This window comes from Pseudomonas sp. FW300-N1A1, from assembly GCF_058789115.1.
Map to the genome: position 1 here is coordinate 57,790 of NZ_JBYTBK010000004.1, position 20,630 is coordinate 78,419.

General features: G+C 62.1%; 19 protein-coding genes. 14 read left to right on the forward strand and 5 right to left on the reverse strand.

The features are described from left to right. The first annotated feature begins 355 nt into the window (after window positions 1–355). The 3 genes from dnaQ to AC3WQN_RS05005 all read left to right on the forward strand — a co-directional run bounded on the left by dnaQ (window position 356) and on the right by AC3WQN_RS05005 (window position 4,279). The gene (gene dnaQ / locus AC3WQN_RS04995) at window positions 356–1,114 is read left to right on the forward strand and encodes a DNA polymerase III subunit epsilon (protein WP_103401961.1); all 759 of its coding nucleotides are present in this window, start codon (window positions 356–358) and stop codon (window positions 1,112–1,114) included. A 280-nt stretch (window positions 1,115–1,394) separates the two neighbouring features. After that, a complete protein-coding gene (locus AC3WQN_RS05000) occupies window positions 1,395–3,650 on the forward strand; it encodes an Orn/Lys/Arg family decarboxylase (protein WP_095077130.1) in 2,256 nt (751 codons plus the stop codon). A 14-nt stretch (window positions 3,651–3,664) separates the two neighbouring features. Then, window positions 3,665–4,279, forward strand: a complete 615-nt coding sequence (locus AC3WQN_RS05005; protein WP_103401960.1) for a GNAT family N-acetyltransferase — start codon at window positions 3,665–3,667, stop codon at window positions 4,277–4,279. On the opposite strand, the gene AC3WQN_RS05010 is transcribed toward AC3WQN_RS05005, so the two are convergent. Together AC3WQN_RS05010 and AC3WQN_RS05015 are read right to left on the reverse strand one after the other, a co-directional pair. Beyond that, complete coding sequence (locus AC3WQN_RS05010) at window positions 4,245–5,138, reverse strand: LysR substrate-binding domain-containing protein (RefSeq protein WP_103401959.1); 894 nt, start codon at window positions 5,136–5,138, stop codon at window positions 4,245–4,247. The genes AC3WQN_RS05005 and AC3WQN_RS05010 overlap by 35 nt on opposite strands. An 88-nt stretch (window positions 5,139–5,226) precedes the next feature. Next, window positions 5,227–5,463: a hypothetical protein gene (locus AC3WQN_RS05015; RefSeq protein ID WP_095077127.1), complete on the reverse strand. Its 237-nt coding sequence runs from the start codon at window positions 5,461–5,463 to the stop codon at window positions 5,227–5,229. A 185-nt stretch (window positions 5,464–5,648) separates the two neighbouring features. Here AC3WQN_RS05015 and AC3WQN_RS05020 point away from each other — a divergent pair, with 185 nt between their 5' ends. From AC3WQN_RS05020 to AC3WQN_RS05030, 3 genes are all read left to right on the forward strand, one after another. Continuing rightward, the gene (locus AC3WQN_RS05020; RefSeq protein WP_103401958.1) at window positions 5,649–6,206 is read left to right on the forward strand and encodes an NADPH-dependent FMN reductase; all 558 of its coding nucleotides are present in this window, start codon (window positions 5,649–5,651) and stop codon (window positions 6,204–6,206) included. A gap of 354 nt (window positions 6,207–6,560) precedes the next feature. Beyond that, the gene (locus AC3WQN_RS05025) at window positions 6,561–6,908 is read left to right on the forward strand and encodes a metalloregulator ArsR/SmtB family transcription factor (protein ID WP_103401956.1); all 348 of its coding nucleotides are present in this window, start codon (window positions 6,561–6,563) and stop codon (window positions 6,906–6,908) included. 46 nt (window positions 6,909–6,954) lie between these two features. Then, window positions 6,955–8,238 carry an arsenic transporter gene (locus tag AC3WQN_RS05030; RefSeq protein WP_103401955.1) on the forward strand — a complete coding sequence of 428 codons (1,284 nt, stop codon included), beginning with the start codon at window positions 6,955–6,957 and terminating at the stop codon, window positions 8,236–8,238. A 16-nt stretch (window positions 8,239–8,254) separates the two neighbouring features. Here the strand turns inward: AC3WQN_RS05030 and AC3WQN_RS05035 are convergent, their stop codons facing one another. Continuing rightward, window positions 8,255–9,205 carry a DUF1853 family protein gene (locus AC3WQN_RS05035; protein WP_103401954.1) on the reverse strand — a complete coding sequence of 317 codons (951 nt, stop codon included), beginning with the start codon at window positions 9,203–9,205 and terminating at the stop codon, window positions 8,255–8,257. 113 nt (window positions 9,206–9,318) lie between these two features. Between AC3WQN_RS05035 and AC3WQN_RS05040 the strand changes: the two genes are divergently transcribed. The 6 genes from AC3WQN_RS05040 to pepN are packed head-to-tail and all read left to right on the forward strand — an operon-like array spanning window position 9,319 to window position 15,851. Continuing rightward, window positions 9,319–10,209, forward strand: coding sequence for an NAD(+) kinase (locus AC3WQN_RS05040; protein ID WP_095077121.1), 891 nt, complete (start codon window positions 9,319–9,321; stop codon window positions 10,207–10,209). Further along, window positions 10,209–11,180, forward strand: coding sequence for a metallophosphoesterase (locus AC3WQN_RS05045; protein ID WP_103401953.1), 972 nt, complete (start codon window positions 10,209–10,211; stop codon window positions 11,178–11,180). The genes AC3WQN_RS05040 and AC3WQN_RS05045 overlap by 1 nt, the downstream gene beginning before the upstream one ends. Continuing rightward, window positions 11,177–12,046, forward strand: coding sequence for a rhomboid family intramembrane serine protease (locus AC3WQN_RS05050; RefSeq protein ID WP_103401952.1), 870 nt, complete (start codon window positions 11,177–11,179; stop codon window positions 12,044–12,046). The genes AC3WQN_RS05045 and AC3WQN_RS05050 overlap by 4 nt, the downstream gene beginning before the upstream one ends. A gap of 33 nt (window positions 12,047–12,079) precedes the next feature. Beyond that, window positions 12,080–12,340 carry a YeaC family protein gene (locus AC3WQN_RS05055; RefSeq protein ID WP_095147844.1) on the forward strand — a complete coding sequence of 87 codons (261 nt, stop codon included), beginning with the start codon at window positions 12,080–12,082 and terminating at the stop codon, window positions 12,338–12,340. Next, entirely contained in the window at window positions 12,337–13,167 is an 831-nt protein-coding gene (locus AC3WQN_RS05060; protein WP_095144456.1) for a DUF2797 domain-containing protein, read from the forward strand. The genes AC3WQN_RS05055 and AC3WQN_RS05060 overlap by 4 nt, the downstream gene beginning before the upstream one ends. Before the next feature lie 26 nt (window positions 13,168–13,193). Further along, complete coding sequence (pepN, locus tag AC3WQN_RS05065) at window positions 13,194–15,851, forward strand: aminopeptidase N (protein ID WP_103401951.1); 2,658 nt, start codon at window positions 13,194–13,196, stop codon at window positions 15,849–15,851. Window positions 15,852–15,908: 57 nt separating this feature from the next. On the opposite strand, the gene AC3WQN_RS05070 is transcribed toward pepN, so the two are convergent. Further along, window positions 15,909–17,855, reverse strand: a complete 1,947-nt coding sequence (locus AC3WQN_RS05070) for a DNA topoisomerase III (protein WP_103401950.1) — start codon at window positions 17,853–17,855, stop codon at window positions 15,909–15,911. A gap of 278 nt (window positions 17,856–18,133) precedes the next feature. On the opposite strand from AC3WQN_RS05070, the gene AC3WQN_RS05075 reads away from it, so the two are divergent. Further along, entirely contained in the window at window positions 18,134–19,459 is a 1,326-nt protein-coding gene (locus tag AC3WQN_RS05075; protein WP_103401949.1) for an OprD family porin, read from the forward strand. A gap of 148 nt (window positions 19,460–19,607) precedes the next feature. After that, on the forward strand, window positions 19,608–19,823 hold the full coding sequence (locus tag AC3WQN_RS05080) for a DUF2790 domain-containing protein (protein WP_103401948.1): 216 nt from the start codon (window positions 19,608–19,610) through the stop codon (window positions 19,821–19,823). 262 nt (window positions 19,824–20,085) lie between these two features. Here the strand turns inward: AC3WQN_RS05080 and AC3WQN_RS05085 are convergent, their stop codons facing one another. After that, the gene (locus tag AC3WQN_RS05085; RefSeq protein WP_103401946.1) at window positions 20,086–20,418 is read right to left on the reverse strand and encodes a DUF2790 domain-containing protein; all 333 of its coding nucleotides are present in this window, start codon (window positions 20,416–20,418) and stop codon (window positions 20,086–20,088) included. Window positions 20,419–20,630 lie beyond the last annotated feature (212 nt).

Sequence of the window (20,630 nt, forward strand, 5' to 3'; positions counted from 1 at the left end):
CGGTGACTGGTTTTAGGGCTGCCATGCAGCCCAGCGTGAGCAAGCTCACTCGCCACGGGGCGGCGTTCACGTCAGGTTTAACGGCCTGTGTTGAGATCGCCGCCGAATGCAAAACGGCACGGGGATGCCTGACACATGCCCTGTGGCGAGCGAGCTTGCTCGCGCTGGGGTGCGAAGCGCCCCCCGACAGGGCGATTGCGGGGATTCAGATAGAACCCGGTGACCGCTTTGGGACTGCCATGCAGCCCAGCGTGAGCAAGCTCACTCGCCACAGGGCGGCGTTCACGTCAGGTTTAGCGGCCTGTGTTAAGATCGCGCCCCTATGCAAAATGGCACGAAGAGGGGTTGAAAGAAGATGGCTCAGAGGATGGTGGTGCTCGACACCGAAACCACCGGCATGCCGGTGACCGACGGCCACCGGATCATCGAGATCGGTTGCGTCGAGTTGATCGGTCGACGCCTGACGGGCCGGCATTTCCACGTTTACCTGCAGCCAGACCGGGAAAGTGACGAGGGCGCAATTGGCGTCCACGGCATCACCAACGAGTTCCTGGTGGGCAAGCCGCGTTTCGCTGAAGTGGCCGATGAATTCTTCGAGTTCATCAAGGGCGCGCAGCTGATCATCCATAACGCGGCGTTCGACGTTGGCTTCATCAACAACGAATTCGCACTGATGGGCCAGCAGGATCGGGCGGACATCACCCAGCACTGCTCGATCCTCGACACCCTGATGATGGCCCGTGAGCGTCACCCGGGGCAGCGCAACAGCCTCGACGCCTTGTGCAAACGCTATGGCGTCGACAACTCCGGTCGTGAACTGCACGGCGCCTTGCTCGACTCCGAGATCCTCGCCGACGTTTACCTGACCATGACCGGCGGCCAGACCAGCCTGTCCCTGGCCGGCAACGCGTCTGACGGCAATGGCTCCGGTGAAGGCTCGGGCAGCCAGGCCAGTGAAATCCGTCGCCTGCCGGCCGATCGCACGCCGGCGCGGATCATTCGCGCCAGCGAAGCGGAACTGGCCGAGCATGAGGCGCGCCTGGCAATCATCGCCAAGTCCGCCGGTGCGCCCGCGCTGTGGACCCAACTGGCCGAGGCCAAGGCGCAGGGCTAACCAGCAGACGGTGAATCGAGCGGTTTTTGTGGCGAGGGAGCTTGCTCCCGCCGGCCGGTCCGCGCTCGGGCGAAGCGGTCGTAATCCGGCAATTGCGTTCCATCCGAGCCCCCGCGGTGGCTGATTTCAGGGGCACTTCGCACCCCGGCGGGAGCAAGCTTGCTCGCCACAGTGTGGCGGTTGCCCTGTTTCGGAGCATTCACTCGCCACATCAGCCTCGACCCTCTACCCTGAGTGTATTGGCAGCCCATGGCCTGCCGCCTCAGGACGCTGAGCCCCCATGTATAAAGACTTGAAGTTTCCCATCCTGATTGTCCACCGCGACATCAAGGCCGATACGGTTGCCGGTGACCGCGTGCGCGGCATCGCCAGGGAGCTGGAACAGGAAGGTTTCAGCATCTTCTCGGCCGTCGATTACGCCGAAGGGCGCCTGGTTGCCTCCACCCACCATGGCCTGGCGTGCATGCTGATCGCCGCCGAAGGTGCCGGGGAAAATACCCACCTGCTGCAGAACATGGTCGAGCTGATTCGCCTGGCCCGCCTGCGCGCGCCCCATCTGCCGATCTTTGCCCTGGGCGAGCAGGTCACGCTGGAAAACGCCCCGGCCGATGCCATGAGCGAACTGAACCAGTTGCGCGGCATTCTCTACCTGTTCGAAGACACCGTACCGTTTCTCGCGCGCCAGGTGGCGCGGGCGGCGCGCAACTACCTTGATGGCCTGTTGCCGCCATTTTTCAAGGCGCTGGTGCAACACACCGCCGACTCCAACTATTCCTGGCATACCCCGGGGCACGGTGGCGGCGTGGCCTATCACAAGAGCCCGGTGGGGCAGGCGTTTCACCAGTTCTTTGGCGAGAACACCTTGCGCTCGGACTTGTCGGTGTCGGTGCCCGAGCTCGGCTCACTGCTGGACCACACTGGGCCGCTGGCGGAAGCGGAAGCCCGTGCGGCACGCAATTTCGGCGCTGATCATACGTTTTTCGTGATCAATGGCACCTCGACCGCCAACAAGATCGTCTGGCAGGCGATGGTGGCCCGGGACGACCTGGTGCTGGTGGACCGCAACTGCCACAAGTCCGTGCTGCATTCGATCATCATGACCGGGGCGATTCCCCTGTACCTGTGCCCGGAACGCAATGAACTGGGGATCATCGGGCCGATCCCCTTGAGCGAGTTCAGTCCCGAGTCGATCCAGGCCAAGATCGATGCCAGCCCGCTGACCCAGGGCCGTCCCGCGAAAGTGAAACTGGCGGTGGTCACCAACTCGACCTACGACGGCCTCTGCTACAACGCCGAACTGATCAAGCAAACCCTGGGCAACAGTGTCGAGGTCCTGCACTTCGACGAAGCCTGGTACGCCTATGCGGCCTTTCACGAGTTCTTCGCCGGGCGTTACGGCATGGGCACCTCGCGCTCGGCCGACAGCCCGCTGGTGTTCACCACCCATTCCACCCACAAACTGCTGGCGGCCTTCAGCCAGGCGTCGATGATTCATGTGCAGGACGGTGGTGCGCGGCAACTGGACCGCGACCGCTTCAATGAAGCCTTCATGATGCACATCTCCACGTCGCCGCAGTACAGCATCATTGCCTCGCTGGACGTGGCGTCGGCGATGATGGAAGGCCCGGCGGGGCGTTCGCTGCTGCAGGAAATGTTCGACGAAGCCCTGAGTTTTCGCCGTGCGCTGGCCAATCTGCGGCAGCACATCGCCGCCGACGACTGGTGGTTCTCGATCTGGCAGCCACCGTTGGTGGAAGGCATCGACCAGGTGAGCACCGCCGACTGGCTGTTGGGGCCTGAAGCCGACTGGCACGGTTTTGGCGACATCGCCGAAGATTACGTGTTGCTGGACCCGATCAAGGTGACCCTGGTCATGCCGGGCCTGACCGCGGGTGGCGCACTGAGCGAGCGCGGGATACCAGCCGCGGTGGTCAGCAAGTTCCTCTGGGAGCGCGGGCTGGTGGTGGAGAAGACCGGCCTGTATTCGTTCCTGGTGCTGTTTTCCATGGGCATCACCAAGGGCAAATGGAGTACCTTGCTCACCGAACTGCTGGAGTTCAAGCGCAGCTACGACGCCAACATCAGCCTGGCCACCTGCCTGCCCTGTGTGGCGCAACGCGACCTGGCCCGTTATCAGGGCATGGGCCTGCGGGATTTGTGCGATCAACTGCATGCCTGCTATCGCAGCAATGCCACGGCCAAGCACCTCAAGCGCATGTACACCGTGTTGCCCGAGATCGCCCTGAAACCGGCCGACGCCTATGACCAACTGGTGCGTGGCGAGGTCGAGGCGGTATCCATCGATCACTTGCAGGGGCGGATCGCGGCGGTGATGCTGGTGCCATACCCGCCGGGTATTCCGTTGATCATGCCCGGGGAGCGGTTCACCGAAGCGACCCGCTCGATCATCGATTACCTGGCATTTGCCCGCACGTTCGATAGCAGTTTCCCGGGGTTTGTTGCCGATGTGCACGGCCTGCAACATGAAGACGAGGGCAATGGACGGCAGTACACCGTCGATTGCATCAAGATTTGAGGACGTTTCCCAGTATGCAGCCGGTGATCAATCCCAAGTACCCGGGCCTGGCCGTGCGTGTCGCCGACGAAGGTTTTGCCGAGTACGTCTGGTGCAGTGACTTCAGCTTTGAAGTCAGGGCCTATGCCGCCGCGCGGATCGACACGCCGGTGAGCGAGTGGCCGTTGCAGCCCATTACGCCTTATCGCAAATGCTACGGTATCGACCCCGAGGAGTTCGCCAGCTACCGCGATGGGGTGGACAGCGCGATTTTCATGGCCTTCCTGGATGATTTTCCGGTGGGGCACATCGTGGTCAGCACCAACTGGAACGGTTTTGCCCACATCGACGAGCTGGCGGTGCACGCTCCAGCGCGGCGTCACGGGGTGGCCAAGGCACTGCTGGACGTTGCGCAGTTCTGGAGCCGCAAGAAGAAGCTGCCGGGCATCATGCTGGAAACCCAGAACAACAACCTGGGCGCCTGTCGGCTCTATGAGCGCTGCGGCTACGTGATCGGCGGCATCGACCACCTGCGTTATCGCGGGATCGACCCGCAGACGGCCGAAGTGGCCTTGTTCTGGTACCGGGTCTTTGACAACCCGCTGGAACACCCGGTCAAGTCGCCAACATCGCCTGTGCTTGTGCCTTGAGGATGTCGAGCAAGGCTTCGACCGTTGGCGTTGGTGCAACGTTGTTCAGGGTCAAAGCGTAGAGGTTGATCGGCACGGCCGGTGACACTGGGCAGACGTCCAGGCCGCCAGCTCTGGCGCCGATGGCGGTAAAGGGGTCGACAACGGCCAGGCCTTCGCCGGCCTCGACCATGCTGCGCATCATCTGGTGCGTCTGCACCCGGGTATGGACGACCGGGGCCGGACGCAATGCCTGCAACTTGCTCTCGAACAGCACGCTGAGCGGATCGTGGCCTTCCAGCCCGACCATCGACTGGCCAGCCAGGTCTTGCACGCCGATGTATTTCTGCCGGGGTTGCAGCCAGCCGTGAGGCGCCAGGAGTTGCAGCTTGCCCTGGGCAATGACCTGGCACTGAATGTCCTCGTGCTCGGGATCATGCAGGCTCAGCCCCAGATCGCTTTCACGCAGCAGCAGGCTTTTGACGATCTCGCGAGTGGGCAGGCATAGCAGCGAGCAGGGCACATCCGGGAAGCGCCGCCGCAAGCTTGCAATGCCTTGGGGTAGCAACTGCTGGGCCAGGGGCGGCGTGCCAATGACCCGCAGGGGAGGGGCCTGATACTGCTTGAGGCTGTCGGCCAGGCGTTGCACCGGTTCCAGTGCTTCGTAGACGTGGGCAATCTGAACCTGCAACTCACGGGCTTCGCGGGTCGCCTGCAAACGTCCGCGCACGCTGGCAAACAGCATGAAACCCAGTTGCCCCTCGGTCTCGCGCAACAGGGCTTCGACATCGGCCACCGGCAGTTGCAGCATCTCGGCGGCGGTGCCCAGATGGCCGGTTTGCAGGAGCGCCTGGATTACTTCGATATGACGTAAACGCATGCGTGAAGTCCATGTTCAGCAGGTGAAGGATTCATTGGCTGAATCCTAACCCAAGTCCGTGCCTGTGACTTCAGCGGATAAAGGCGGGTTATGACGCAACGCGGGGCTCAGGTTCACGGATGAGGGTGACATTGCTCTGCACCAGCAGAAATTCATTGTCATCGAGCTTGTTGACCCGGTCGCCAATGGCCAGCTTGTAAGTGGTCACGGGCGCAGCGCCTTCGATGCCCTCTGCCGACGGGGTGGATTCCTGGAACTCATGCACGGAATAGACACGGCCTTGCGCGTCTCTTGCATGGAATTGTCCGACGAGTACTGCTGCCATCTGCTTAGAACCTCTGGAGATAAGTCACTCAATTTGCGGCTCTATAGACCGTCGATAAGCGGTGTAAGTTTTCCCGTGGGAAAAAAAATAATGTTTTGCCCTGAATACATGACATGGGGTCGTTGCAGGGCGGCTGGATCATCTATAACTACAGGCTCCTTTAGCCAGATAGTCGGGAGCCTCCCATGAGCAAGGTCTATACGGTTGCTGTCCTGGTGGGCAGCTTGAGAAAACAGTCGATCAACCGCAAGGTTGCCCAGGCGCTGATCGAGCTGGCGCCGGCAAACCTTCAGATGAAGATCGTCGAGATTGGCGATCTGCCGCTCTACAACGAAGACATCGACGTTACCCCGCCGGCAGCCTACAGTACTTTCCGCGATCAAGTCAGTGCTTGCGATGCGGTATTGTTTGTTACCCCGGAGTACAACCGCTCGGTGCCGGCACCGCTGAAGAATGCCATCGACGTCGGCTCCAGGCCTTACGGCAAGAGCGCTTGGGGCGGAAAACCGGGCGCGGTGATCAGTGCGTCACCCGGCGCTATCGGCGGTTTCGGTGCCAACCACCATCTGCGCCAGTCCATGGTGTTCCTCAACGTGCCGTGCATGCAGCAGCCGGAGGCCTACCTGAGCAACGCCGGTTCGGCCTTCGACGAATCGGGCAAGCTGTCGGAGAAACTCCAGCCGTTCTTGCAGAGTTTCATCAATGCCTACGGCGAGTGGGTCGAGCAACATAAAAAGGCCTGACCCTGGTAGTCATGCTGTTCAGTCAAGAACCGTTTGAAGCAAGTGAGAGACCCGTGGCGAGCGAGCTTGCTCGCGCTGGTGCGCGAAGCGCTCCCAACAAAGCGGCTGCGGTCTTTCAGAGCGAACTCGGCGAAAGCTGTTGGGGCTGCTGTGCAGCCCAGCGCGAGCAAGCTCGCTCGCCACGGGGGATGTATTGAGCAACCCTATCCTTGACTGAACGGCATTAATGACCCTGGTCGTGCCAATGCGTGCGTTGGCAGGCGCTGGCCAATCGGCGGTCGCTGCAACGGATGCTTTACCTTATATTCGGAATTCCATATATTTGCGCCTTCTATGTTCAGGCGTTGATAGCCCATGTCCGAAACCGCCAATCCCGTCGACGTGTTCAAGGCCTTGGCCGATGACACCCGTGCGCGTATCGCCTTGTTGATCTGCGCCGAGGGTGAACTGTGCGTCTGTGAGCTGACGGCGGCACTGGACCTGAGCCAGCCGAAAATTTCCCGTCACCTGGCGCAATTGCGCAGTAGCGGTTTGCTTGCCGACCGCCGTCAGGGGCAGTGGGTGTATTACCGCGCGCACCCACAACTGGCGCCCTGGGTCACCGCACTCCTGCAAGGTGCCCTGGCAGCCCACGGGCATTGGCTCGCCGCCGACATCACGCGCCTGCAGGCGATGGCAGGCCGTCCGGTGCGCTGCTGCTGATCTCCCCCTCATTATTCCTGTCTCCTCGTGTTGAAGGCTGTTGCGCATGCTGATCGCATCATTGATTTTCCTGCTGACCATTACCCTGGTGATCTGGCAACCCAAAGGCCTGGGTGTCGGCTGGAGCGCCGTCTTTGGCGCGGTGCTGGCGCTGCTCAGCGGGGTGGTCCATGTCAGTGATATCCCGCTGGTGTGGGAAATTATCTGGAACGCCACCGGTACCTTTGTCGCGCTGATCATCATCAGCCTGTTGCTCGATGAAGCCGGGCTCTTTGCCTGGGCGGCCCTGCATGTGGCGCGCTGGGGGCATGGCAGCGGGCGCAAGCTGTTCGCTTACATGGTGTTGCTCGGGGCGCTGGTCTCGGCGCTGTTCGCCAATGATGGCGCGGCATTGATCCTCACTCCGATCGTGATGTCGATGCTGCTGGCCCTGCGGTTTTCCCCGGTGGCTACCTTGGCGTTTGTCATGGGCGCCGGCTTCATTGCCGATACCGCGAGCCTGCCGCTGGTGGTGTCGAACCTGGTGAACATTGTCTCCGCGGACTTCTTCCACATCGGTTTCAACCGTTATGCGGCGGTGATGGTGCCGGTCAACCTGGTGGCGGTCGCGGCGACCCTGGCGGTGTTGCTGTGGTTCTTCCGGCGCGACATTCCGGCCCGTTACGACCCGCACCAGCTGGACGAGCCGAAGACGGCGATCCACGACAAGGCCACGTTCTTTGCCGGTTGGGGGGTGTTGGCGATTCTGCTGCTGGGGTGCTTTGCCCTGGAGCCGCTGGGGATTCCCATCAGCGCGATCTCGGCGCTGTGTGCCGCGTTGTTGCTGATGATCGCCGGCCGTGGGCACCGGATTTCCACGCGCAAGGTGATGAAGGGGGCGCCGTGGCACATCGTGATCTTCTCCCTGGGCATGTACCTGGTGGTCTACGGACTGCGCAACGCCGGGCTGACCGCGCAACTGGCCGGCTGGCTCGATGTGTTCGCCGGGTACGGCGTCTGGGGCGCGGCCATGGGCACCGGGCTGCTGACCGCGTTGCTCTCATCGATGATGAACAACCTGCCCACGGTGCTGATCGGTGCGTTGTCGATCGATGCCAGCCAGGCCACCGGGGTGGTGAAGGAGGCGATGATCTACGCCAACGTGATTGGCAGCGACCTGGGGCCGAAGATCACCCCGATCGGCAGCCTCGCGACCTTGCTCTGGTTGCATGTGCTGCAGCGCAAGGGTATCCAGATTGGCTGGGGTTACTACTTCAAGGTCGGGATCGTGCTGACGGTGCCGGTATTGCTGGTGACCCTGGCGGCACTGGCCCTGCGGTTGTCGCTGTAGACCGCCAATCCGGGCATCAAGCCTGCCCTGGTACGTTCGGCCACAAATCGGACACCACAAACAAGCGCTCGGCTTCCTCCCAGTCGCCACGGCTGTTTTCGGTCAAGCGCACCATCAACTGCGCCGGGGCCAGTGGTTCCAGGGCGTTGAGCCACGCCTGCAGCTGGTCATCGCTCCAGGTCTGGTCGGCCGGGTAGTGCGCCGGTGCCAGCCAGGCATGACGGGGCAGGTGCTGCCAACGGCCGTGGGGACGCTGGGCGACAAACCCCAGCCAGTCCTTCTGGTGCAGCCAGCTGCCGCGCAGGTGTTGCGGATGGGCGCCACGCGGTGGTTCGCACAGTCCCGGCCACGGATACAGCAGATAGCCCCCCAGCCATAGCTGTGCACTGACGTGATGGATGTCCAGCGCGGCCAGGGCTTCGCGGCTTTCGGGGCGGGCGGAGATGGGGAGCTGATGCTGGCTCAGGTGTTCCAGCTTGCGATCCAGCCGGTCATGGCAACCGGGCCCCAGCCAGAGCGCGGGGTCATGGCCGTTGCCTCCCTGGGGGCCGAGGTAGAGCTTGATCGCCAGTTCCAGGTGATGCACGCCGTCGCCGTCACGCAGCAGCATGTCCAGCTCGCCCAATGTGTGCCCTTCACGGCGGATCGGCAGGTTGGCCGCCAGCAGTTCGATCCCGGGGGCATGCCCCACGGCAAACTGCCACAGGCGTTCGTAATACAGCCCCAGTCGCCGGGTGCGGGCCTGGGCCAGCCAGTGCAGCAGTGCGTGGCTGTCCTGGTCGAGCTGGTGTAGCCATTGCTCCAGCTGTTGCGGGGCGCGTACCCAGTCGCTACCGGCCAGCGGATGACGTTGCGGCCATGGCGTCGCACTGAGCATGGGCGGTGCGAGGATGACCCACGCCAGATCGCGCACTTGCGGGTGGTGCAATTGGTGGGGCAACTGGAGCAAATCGGGAAATAGGATCATCTTGCGAGCATAGACTCAAATAGGGGAGTCCCCGTGGCTGAAAGGATTTTGTCTACGGCCCGGTTTCGCCCATAATCGTGCTTTTCGCCGTCGCAGACCCTCGCAGGAGCCCCATGGAGCAATTTCGCAATATCGGCATCATCGGTCGCCTGGGCAGTTCGCAGGTGCTGGATACCGTTCGCCGACTGAAAAGATTCCTGCTAGACCGGCACTTGCATGTGATTCTCGAAGACACCATTGCCGAAGTCCTGCCGGGCCACGGCCTGCAAACCTCGTCGCGCAAGATGCTCGGCGAAGTCTGCGACATGGTCATCGTCGTGGGCGGTGATGGCAGCCTGTTGGGGGCCGCCCGCGCATTGGCACGGCACAACATTCCGGTGCTGGGGATCAACCGCGGCAACCTGGGCTTTCTCACCGATATCCGTCCCGACGAGCTGGAAACCAAGGTCGCCGAAGTGCTCGACGGCCATTACCTGGTGGAAAACCGCTTCCTGTTGCAGGCCGAGGTTCGCCGTCACGCCGAGGCCATCGGCCAGGGCGATGCGCTGAATGACGTGGTGCTGCACCCCGGTAAATCCACGCGGATGATCGAGTTCGAACTGTACATCGATGGCCAGTTCGTCTGCAGCCAGAAGGCCGACGGCCTGATCGTCGCCACACCCACCGGCTCGACGGCCTACGCGTTGTCGGCGGGCGGGCCGATCATGCATCCCAAGCTCGATGCCATTGTGATTGTGCCGATGTACCCCCATACCTTGTCCGGAAGGCCGATTGTGGTCGATGGCAACAGCGAGCTGAAAATCGTCGTGTCCAAGGATATGCAGATTTACCCGCAAGTTTCGTGTGACGGGCAGAACCACTTCACCTGCGCCCCCGGTGACACCATCACCGTGAGCAAGAAGGCGCAGAAGCTGCGTCTGATTCACCCTCTGGATCACAACTACTACGAGGTCTGCCGGACCAAGCTTGGCTGGGGCAGCCGTCTGGGTGGTGGAGGCGACTGATGCTCGATCCCGCGCGTAGCTACGACCTGATCGGTGACGTGCACGGTTGCGCTCATACCCTTGAGCATCTGCTGGACCGACTCGGGTACCACAAGCAGGGGGGCGTCTGGCGCCACCCGTCACGCATGGCGGTGTTCCTCGGTGACATCATCGACCGTGGCCCGCGCATCCGTGAAGCGTTGCACATCGTTCACGACATGGTCGAGGCCGGCCAGGCGCTGTGCATCATGGGCAACCACGAGTTCAACGCACTGGGCTGGAGCACCCCGGCACCGGCTGGCTGCGGCAAGCAGTACGTGCGCGAGCATACGCCCCGGCATGCCCGGCTGATCGACGAAACCCTGAGCCAGTTCGCCCATCATCCGGCGGACTGGCACGACTTCCTGCAATGGTTCTACAAGATGCCGCTGTTTGTCGACGCCGGCCGTTTCCGGGTGGTTCACGCCTGCTGGGATGGTGCCTTGATCGACCTGCTGCGCAAGCAGCATCCCGATGGCTGCGTCGACGAGCACTTCGTCCAGGCCGCGGCGATTTCCGGCAGCTTCGCCTGCATGGCCTTCGACCGCTTGCTGCGGGGCACCGACATGCGCCTGCCCCATGGCCTGACCATGACCAGCGGCGACGGCCTGATACGCTCGTTCTTCCGCACCAAATTCTGGGAAGACAACCCGCAGACCTACGGCGATATCGTGTTCCAGCCAGATGCCTTGCCCGAGCCGGTGGCGCAGACGCCATTGTCGGCGGTGGAAAAGGACACCTTGCTGCGCTATGGCATCGACGAGCCGCTGTTGTTTGTCGGGCACTACTGGCGCAGCGGCAAGCCGGCGCCGATTCGTCAGAACCTGGCCTGCCTGGATTACAGCGCAGTGCTCTACGGCAAACTGGTTGCCTATCGACTGGATCAGGAAACACGTCTCGACCCGGGCAAGTTCGTCTGGGTCGATGTCGAACGGCCGGAGGCCATGCAATGACTGCTGTTGCTGTTTTACGTCTGCCGCTGGCGGTGGACCTGAGTGGTTTTGTGAAGTTGCTGCAACGCATGCAGGTCCCTCACCGCGTCAGTGAAGAGGCGGGGGAGCAGGTGCTCTGGGTATCGGACGCCATCAGCGAGGACGTACGTTCCTTGTATGAACGTTTTCCGCAGGGCGACCCCGATCAGCAACTGGACATTCCGGCGCAGGCGAAGGTCCAGCGCCCGGGGTTCGTCGAGCAATTGCGCCACAGCCCGATGACCGCGCTGGTCCTGCTGTTGAGTGTGCTGGTGGGCGCCGTGACGCTGCTGGGCGACAACCTCGATACCCTGCACTGGTTCACCTTCCTCGAGTTCCGCGTGGTGGGTGAGTACATCCACTTCACGCCGCTGGCTGACAGCCTGGCGGCGGGGCAGTGGTGGCGCCTGATGACCCCCATGCTGATTCACTTCGGCTTCCTGCACCTGGCCATGAACGGCATGTGGTACTGGGAGCTGGGGCGGCGCATCGAGTCGCGCCAGGGCGGTATCAACCTGCTGGGGCTGACGTTGCTGTTCAGCCTGGTGTCGAACTACGGCCAGTATCTTTACGGCGGCCCAAGCCTGTTCGGCGGGCTGTCCGGGGTGCTCTACGGCTTGCTCGGGCATTGCTGGATCTACCAGTTGCTGTCGCCGAACCCGGCGTATCGCCTGCCTCGCGGGGTGTTGGTGATGATGCTGGCGTGGCTGGCCCTGTGTATGTCGGGGCTGATCTCGATGATCGGTTTCGGCGAAATTGCCAATGCGGCGCATGTCGGCGGGTTACTCGTCGGATGCCTCACCGGTTTGTTGGGTGGCTTGTACAGCCGCCGTAAACTCGCCCTCTAAATTGTTATGTGAATAAAGAGCACGGAGACCCTGATGTCCTCTTTTAACGAAATGATCAGCAACATCACCCCCGAGATCTACCAGAGCCTCAAGCTGGCGGTGGAGATCGGCAAGTGGTCCGACGGTGGCAAACTGACCGCCGAACAGCGTGAGTTGTCGCTGCAGGCGATGATTGCCTGGGAAATGCAGAATCTGCCCGAAGACCAGCGCACCGGTTACATGGGCCCGCAGGAATGCAGCTCCAAGTCCATCGAAGTGCCGAATATCCTGTTCAAGTCGGATGCCATCCATTGATCGAGATTGGCCGCGGTGCAATCAGCAAGATGTCGGTGCGCCTTGACGCCTCGACGGTGCAATACGCTTTTCGCCTGGGCGATACCGAGGTGCCGGTCAATCCGATGATTGGCAGCACGGTTCGCCTGGAGTACCTGGGGGCAATCCATTGCATCCATTGTGGGCGTAAAACCAAAACCAGTTTCAGCCAGGGCTACTGCTACCCCTGCATGACCAAGCTGGCCCAGTGCGATGTCTGCATCATGAGCCCGGAACGTTGCCACTACGACGCCGGCACCTGCCGCGAGCCCTCCTGGGGCGAGCAGTTCTGCATGACCGACCACGTGGTGTACCTGGCCAACTCGTCGGGGGTCAAGGTCGGGATCACGCGCGCCACCCAGTTGCCGACCCGCTGGCTCGACCAGGGTGCGAGCCAGGCGTTGCCGATCATGCGGGTGTCGACCCGCCAGCAGTCGGGCCTGGTCGAAGACCTGTTGCGTACGCAGGTGGCCGACAAGACCAACTGGCGTGCCTTGCTCAAGGGCGATGCGGCAGCGGTTGACCTCAAGCAGGTACGTGACCAGCTGTTCGCCAGCTGTGCCGAGGGCCTGCTGGGTCTGCAGGAGCGCTTTGGCCTGCAAGCCATTCAACCGGTGAGCGATATCGAGCCGCTTGAAATCCGTTACCCGGTCGAACAGTATCCGGCCAAGATCGTCAGCTTCAATCTGGACAAGAACCCGATTGCCGAAGGGACGCTGATGGGGATCAAGGGCCAGTACCTGATCTTCGACACTGGCGTTATCAATATTCGCAAATACACGGCTTATCAGCTCGCCGTCCATCACTAGGCGTGCCCAAGTAAAAGGATTCCAGCATGCGCACCGAACAACCGAAGATGATTTACCTGAAGGACTATCAGGCGCCCGAGTACCTGATCGACGAGACGCACCTGACCTTCGAGTTGTTCGAGGACCACAGCCTGGTCCATGCGCAACTGGTCATGCGCCGCAATCCGGCCCGTGGCGCGGGTCTGCCGCCGCTGGTGCTCGACGGCCAGCAGCTTGAGCTGCTGTCGGTTGCCCTGGGCGACACCGAGCTTGCAGCCGGCGACTATCAATTGACGGAAAGCCACCTGACCCTGCACCCGACCAGCGCTACCTTCACGGTCGACACCAGCGTCAGGATCCACCCGGAAACCAACACCGCACTGGAAGGCCTGTACAAGTCCAGCGGCATGTTCTGCACCCAGTGCGAGGCCGAGGGTTTCCGCAAGATTACCTATTACCTCGACCGCCCGGACGTGATGAGCAAGTTCACCACCACCGTGGTCGCCGAGCAGCACCGCTACCCGGTGCTCCTGTCCAACGGCAATCCGATTGCCAGCGGTCCTGGCGAAGACGGTCGGCACTGGGCCACCTGGGAAGATCCGTTCATGAAGCCGGCGTACCTGTTCGCGCTGGTGGCCGGTGACCTGTGGTGCGTCGAAGACACCTTCATCACCATGACCCAGCGCACCGTGGCGCTGCGCATTTATGTCGAGCCGGAAAACATCGACAAGTGCCAGCACGCCATGAACAGCCTGAAGAAGTCCATGCGCTGGGACGAAGACGTCTATGGTCGCGAATACGACCTGGACATCTTCATGATCGTGGCGGTCAACGACTTCAACATGGGTGCGATGGAGAACAAGGGCCTCAACATCTTCAACTCCAGCTGCGTGCTGGCCCGCGCCGAAACCGCCACCGATGCCGCACACCAGCGGGTCGAGGCAGTGGTGGCCCACGAATACTTCCACAACTGGTCGGGCAACCGCGTCACCTGCCGCGACTGGTTCCAGTTGTCGCTCAAGGAAGGGTTCACGGTGTTCCGCGATGCCGAGTTCTCGGCCGACATGCACTCGCGCACCGTCAAGCGTATCGAAGACGTGGCGTACCTGCGCACCCATCAGTTCGCCGAAGACGCCGGCCCCATGGCCCACGCCGTGCGCCCTGACAGCTTCATCGAAATCTCCAACTTCTACACCCTGACCGTGTACGAGAAGGGTTCGGAAGTGGTGCGCATGATCCGCACCTTGCTCGGCGCAGAGGGTTTTCGCCAAGGCAGCGACCTGTATTTCGAGCGCCACGATGGCCAGGCCGTGACCTGCGATGATTTCATCAAGGCCATGGAAGATGCCAACGGCGTTGACCTGACCCAGTTCAAGCGCTGGTACAGCCAGGCAGGGACACCGCGCCTGGCAGTCAGTGAGTTCTATGATGCCGCCGCGAACACCTACAGCCTGACCTTGCGTCAAAGCTGCCCGGCGACACCGGACAAGGTCGAGAAACTGCCATTCGTGATCCCGGTCGAACTCGGCCTGCTGGACAGCGAGGGTGCCGGGATTGCCCTGCGCCTGGCGGGCGAGGCTGCTGCCACGGGTACCTCCCGCGTGCTGTCGGTGACCGAAGCCGAGCAAACCTTCACCTTCGTCGACATCGCCGAACAACCATTGCCTTCCTTGCTGCGCGGCTTCTCGGCACCGGTGAAACTGAGCTTCCCGTACGACCGCGATCAACTGATGTTCCTGATGCAGCATGACAGCGATGGCTTCAACCGCTGGGAAGCGGGCCAGCAACTGTCGGTGCAAGTCTTGCAGGAGCTGATTGCCCAGCATCAGGCAGGCCAGCCCTTGGTGCTCGACCCGCGTTTGATCAGTGCGCTGCGCAGCGTGCTGGCGGACGAGTCCCTGGACCAGGCCATGGTCGCCGAAATGCTCTCGCTGCCCAGCGAGGCCTACCTGACCGAAATCAGCGAAGTGGCTGACGTCGATGCCATTCACGCGGCCCGCGAATTCGCGCGCAAGCAGTTGGCCGATAGCCTGTTCGACGGCCTGTTGGCGCGTTACCAGGCCAACCGCGAAGCGTCGAAGAACACCTCGTACGTGGCCGAAGCCGAACACTTCGCTCGACGCAGCCTGCAGAACATCGCCTTGTCGTACCTGATGCTCAGCGGCAAGCCTGAAGTGCTGGCGGCAACCCTTGAGCAGTTCGATGCTTGCGACAACATGACCGAACGCCTGACCGCGCTGGCGGTGCTGGTGAACTCGCCGTTCGAAGCCGAGAAGGCCAAGGCGCTGGCGAGCTTTGCCGAGCACTTCAAGGACAACCCGCTGGTCATGGACCAATGGTTCAGCGTCCAGGCCGGCAGTGGTTTGCCGGGTGGCTTGCAGCGGGTTCGCCAGTTGATGGAGCATCCGGCCTTCAACATCAAGAACCCGAACAAGGTGCGCGCGCTGGTGGGGGCCTTTGCCGGGCAGAACCTGATCAACTTCCACGCGGCTGATGGTTCGGGTTATCGCTTCCTGGCGGACCTGGTCATTGAGTTGAACGCGTTGAATCCGCAGATGGCGTCGCGCCAACTGGCGCCTTTGACTCGCTGGCGCAAGTACGACAGCGCTCGCCAGGCGTTGATGAAGGGCGAACTTGAGCGCATCCGCGCCTCGGGCGAGCTGTCCAGCGACGTGTTTGAAGTGGTCAGCAAAAGCCTGGCGTGATGCCGGTTGCGCTCGCACAGGCGTTCACTCGAACCCTGTGCGAGCAGACCATGGCCGTTACGGGGCAGGCTTGGCCTTGCGTCTGGCGGTCGGTGCGGCTTTGCGCTTGCCGGTCGCCTTGCGCTTGTTCTTCCAAGGGGCCGCGCCTTTGCCGGCGGGGCTGGCCGGGCCGCTGATGGTCAGGCGCAGGCCGGCGCAGCGACCGACCTGCTTGCTCATCCAGGCGGCTTGCTTGGCGACGAATTCCTCAAGGCTCATTTCACCGCTCTGGACCATGTCCAGGGCCTGTTCCCAGATGGCCGTGGTGCCGGGGTCGGCGATGGCCCGGGGCACGGCGTCGATCAGGCTGAAGGCTGCGGGAGTGGCGGCCAGGGCCTTGCCGTGCTTGACCAGATAGCCGCGATCCAGCAGGCCCTGGATGATTCCGGCGCGGGTCGCTTCGGTGCCGATGCCGGTGGTGTCCTTGAGCTTCTGCTTGAGCAGCGGGTCTTCCACCAGTCGGGCGACGTTTTTCATGGCCTTGATCAGATCGCCCTCGGTGAAGGGCTTGGGTGGCTGGGTCCAGAGGTCCTTGAGCGTGACGCCGGCAACCGGATAGTCCTGGCCCTGGGTCAACGGCGGCAGGTTCTGCGGTGCCGGTGCTTCACGTCCCTTGGCCGGGGCCAACGCTTCGGGCAGGGCGCGTTTCCATCCGGCTTCCACCACCTGTTTACCGACCGCTCGCAGGGCTTGGCCGGCACAGTCGAAGTCGGCCTGGGTGCGATCGTACTCGTGGTTGGGCAGGAATTGCGCCAGGTACCGGGCACGAATCAGGGTGTAGACCGCCCGGTGCTTGCCGCTCAGGCGTTCGAAGTTTTGCGCTGCGGCAGTCGGGATGATGCCGTGGTGAGCGCTGACCTTGGCGTCGTTCCAGGCCCGGGAGCGGCGCTGGGGATCAAGGTGCCCGGCCAATTCGCCAAGGCTCGGATCGGCACGCCCGAGTGCCGCGAGAATGGCGGGTGCCTCGCTGTGCTGGCTGATCGGCAAATAGCCACAGTCACTGCGCGGGTAGGTGATGACTTTGTAGGTTTCGTATAACGCCTGGGCGACGTCGAGGGTTTCCTGGGCGCCGAGGCCGAGTTTCTTCGAGCAGATTTCCTGCAGGGTGCCCAGGTCGAACGGCAGCGGGGCGACTTCGCGGACCCGTTCGGTGCGCAGCTTCACCAGCCGCGCACTGGCAGCGTTGCCCATGGCGCTGGCGGCCTCCCTGGCCAGCGCCGGGTCCAGGCAGCGGTCATGCTCATCGCACACCTGGGGGGCCGCACGCCACTGGGCGGTGAACGGCGTACCGGCGTGCAGCAGTTGTACGTCAATCGCCCAGTACGGCACCGGCACGAAGTCGGCAATGCTGCGGTCGCGGTCCACCACCAGGCGCAAGGTCGGGGTTTGCACCCGGCCGACCGGCAATACGCCCTGGTAACCGGACTGGCGCCCGAGCAGGGTGAACAGGCGGCTCATGTTCATGCCGATCAGCCAGTCCGCCCGCGAGCGACCCAACGCCGAGTGATACAGGCTGAAGGTGTCGGCGCCAGGCTTGAGTGCGCCCAGGGCCTTGCGGATCGAGGCGTCATCCAGCGCCGACAGCCACAGGCGCTGGATCGGCCCGCGATAACGACAATGCTCCACCAGCTCACGGGCGATCATCTCGCCTTCACGGTCGGCGTCGGTGGCGATCACCAGTTCCTGAGCTTCGCCCAGCAGCCGCTTGACCGCCTTGTACTGGCTGGCGGTCTTGGGCTTGACCTGCATCTTCCACTTCTCGGGAACGATCGGCAGGTCTTCCAGCACCCAGCGCTTATAGCGTGCGTCGTAGGCGTCCGGCGGGGCGGTTTCGAGCAAGTGGCCGATGCACCAGGTGACCGTGATCCCGCTTCCCAGCCAGCAACCGTCACCACGCCGGCTGGCGCCGAGCACGGCGGCAATGTCTTTGGCCTGGGAAGGTTTTTCACACAGAAACAGCCGCATAACCACCATCAATCATCAGGTTTGAAAGGTGCACAGCATGCGCGGTACGGCGGTATGGATCAATCTTTATCTGTATGGATGTACAGCAAAAGACGTTGCGGCGGATTGCCCCGGACGCTACGCCCGGCAGATGACGAAATTGTAATCGGCCAATCATCTCCACGTTATCTCGCGCTTGCCACGATACCCCTCGGCGGCTTCGGGGCACCCGGCCCCGCCTACAACAAGACCCAAGCCTGGGAACGGTTTCCGTTCTGCCGAACATTCAGGAGCAACAGATGAACAACACAACACCTTTCACCGTGGCGGCGCTGGCGGCCCTGCTCGGTGTCGCGCCATCGTGGGCGCTGGCCGAGGAAAAGGCCGAAGGCTTTATCGAGGGCAGCAGCCTGACGGTGCTCAACCGCAACTACTACTTCAACCGTGACAACCGCAAGGGCCAGTCCAGTCCTACTGGCAATGGATATTCCGAAGCCTGGGCCCAGGGCATCATCGGTAACTTCGAATCGGGATTCACCCAGGGCACCGTGGGCGTGGGGGTCGATGCCTTTGCCATGATCGGGCTGAAACTGGACACTGGCGACGGTCGCAACGGCGGCCGCAGTTCATTCGATGTGCTGCCGGTCAACAGTGAGGGCGAGGCGAGTGACGAGTACACCAAGGTCGGTGGCGCCGCCAAGGTCCGGGCGTTCGATACGGTGGTCAAGGTCGGCGATGTGTTTCCCGCCACCCCCGTGGTGGCAGCCGGTGACTCGCGGTTGCTGCCGGAGAGCTTCACCGGGGTGACCGCCAGCAACACCAGCATTGACGGCCTGACCGTGCAGGGCGGGCGCCTGCATGCCATGAGCCAGCCGACGTCGAGCAACATGCGCGACAACTTCGAGACCTTTTACGCCGGCCCCGTGGATTCACCCTGGATGGCCTACTTCGGGGGCGACTACAACCTCGACAGCCATGTCAGCTTCAGCCTGTACTCCAGCCGCCTCAAGGACGCCTGGAACCAGTACTACGCAGGCACGACCCTGAGTTATCCGCTGTCCGACGAGGTCTCGTTGTTCGGCGGCTTCAACTATTACAAGGCGGTGGACGAGGGCAAGCAGTTGCTGGGGGCGTTCGACAACAATATCTGGAGCGCCAGGGCGGGCGTCGCGTTCGGTGCCCACAGCGTGGCGTTGTCCCACCAGCGCAACAACGGCAATGACGACTTCGATTACCTGCGCCAGTCGGACTCGATCTACCTCGACAACTCGATCCAGTACAGCGATTTCAACGCGCCCAAGGAGCGCTCCTGGATGGTGCGCTATGACCTGGACATGACCACCTATGGTGTGCCCGGGTTGTCCTTCATGACCCGTTATGGGCGTGGCAGCGACGCCGACTATGGCAACGCCAACTCGGTGTACGTGCGCCGTGACGACGCGGGCAATCCGTTGACCGACCAGAAGCGCTGGGAGCGCGATATCGAAGCCAAATACGTGGTCCAGGCCGGCAAGCTCAAGGACATGTCGTTCCGGGTGCGCCAGGCCATCACCCGCGCCACGGACTTCGAGTCGGACCTGGACGAAGTACGCTTGATTGTCGAGTACCCGATGACAATTTTGTAATAAACCTGCTTAAAACCTGAACATGTCAAGAATGTAATGCCGCGCACATGCTCCTGTTAGCTTGGCTTTTTTATCATTCACGGGAACCCAAGGACTTGCAGGCCAACAGGCCCGTAAGTCTTCCCGTGAAGGTAAGAGGAAACTCATCATGAAACTTCTGAACGTTCTGTTTGTAACCGCAATGGCTATCACCAGCAGCAGCGTATTTGCCGAAGGTGGCGCTGAACGCTCTCAGGAATACTTGAAGCAATTCAAACTGAGCCAGGCGCAAGTGCATGGCAGCTCCAACAGCGCGGATGTCCAGTCGACGGCTGAAGCCGGTGCGCAAGACCTGAAAAAACAGGGCACGAAGTCGGAAGGCTAAGCCAAGGTTTTACAGTGTAGCCCTTCACCTTTAGAAGCTCCTTGCTCCTTTGGAAGAGGTGAATCTTTAGCGTCCTTCGGGACGCTTTTTTTGTTGTTTTGATCTGTGGTGAAACGTTGCCCGTGAACGCCGACCTCTGCAGGCGCGAGCCCGCTCGCGATGAACTCAAGAACTACGCAGTTACTCAGAACATACGCGTAATCGTTAACGTCCATCGCGAGCGGGCTCGCTCCTACTGAACAGCCTTACGCGACTGCCAGGATTAACCGCCGCGTGTACGACACTCCCCGGCGACGTTGTAGCGCAGGGTGTTGAGCTCACCACTGGAATCTTCATAGGTCATCTGCGCCGGTACGACGCCGCACGACGTGATCGGCGGCGTGACGCTCACCACGTTCACCACATCCAGTTGCATGCCATAGGCATACTCGCGGACTTGCGGCGGGTTCTTGCCTTGTTTCGCGGCATAGTTTTCCATGGCGACGCGGTTGTTCTGCATCATCTTTTCAAAGGCTTTATCGCCACCACTTTCTGCCATGGTTGCCGCAGACCCTAGCAGGGCGCCGGTTAAGGTCAGGAACTTGATCGGTTTCATGGTTAAACCCTCATGTAAGTACAGCCTGAAGCCTATCAACCGCTGCCTTTCGTCGAGGTGGCGCCAGGATTACAGTTACGTCATACACCGGTACCCGTGGCGAGCGAGCTTGCTCGCGCTGGGCTGAGCAGCAATCCCAAGCCGGTCACCTCGGTTTATCTGAAAGTCGGCAACAGTCTGGTTGGGGGCGCTTCGCACCCCAGCGCGAGCAA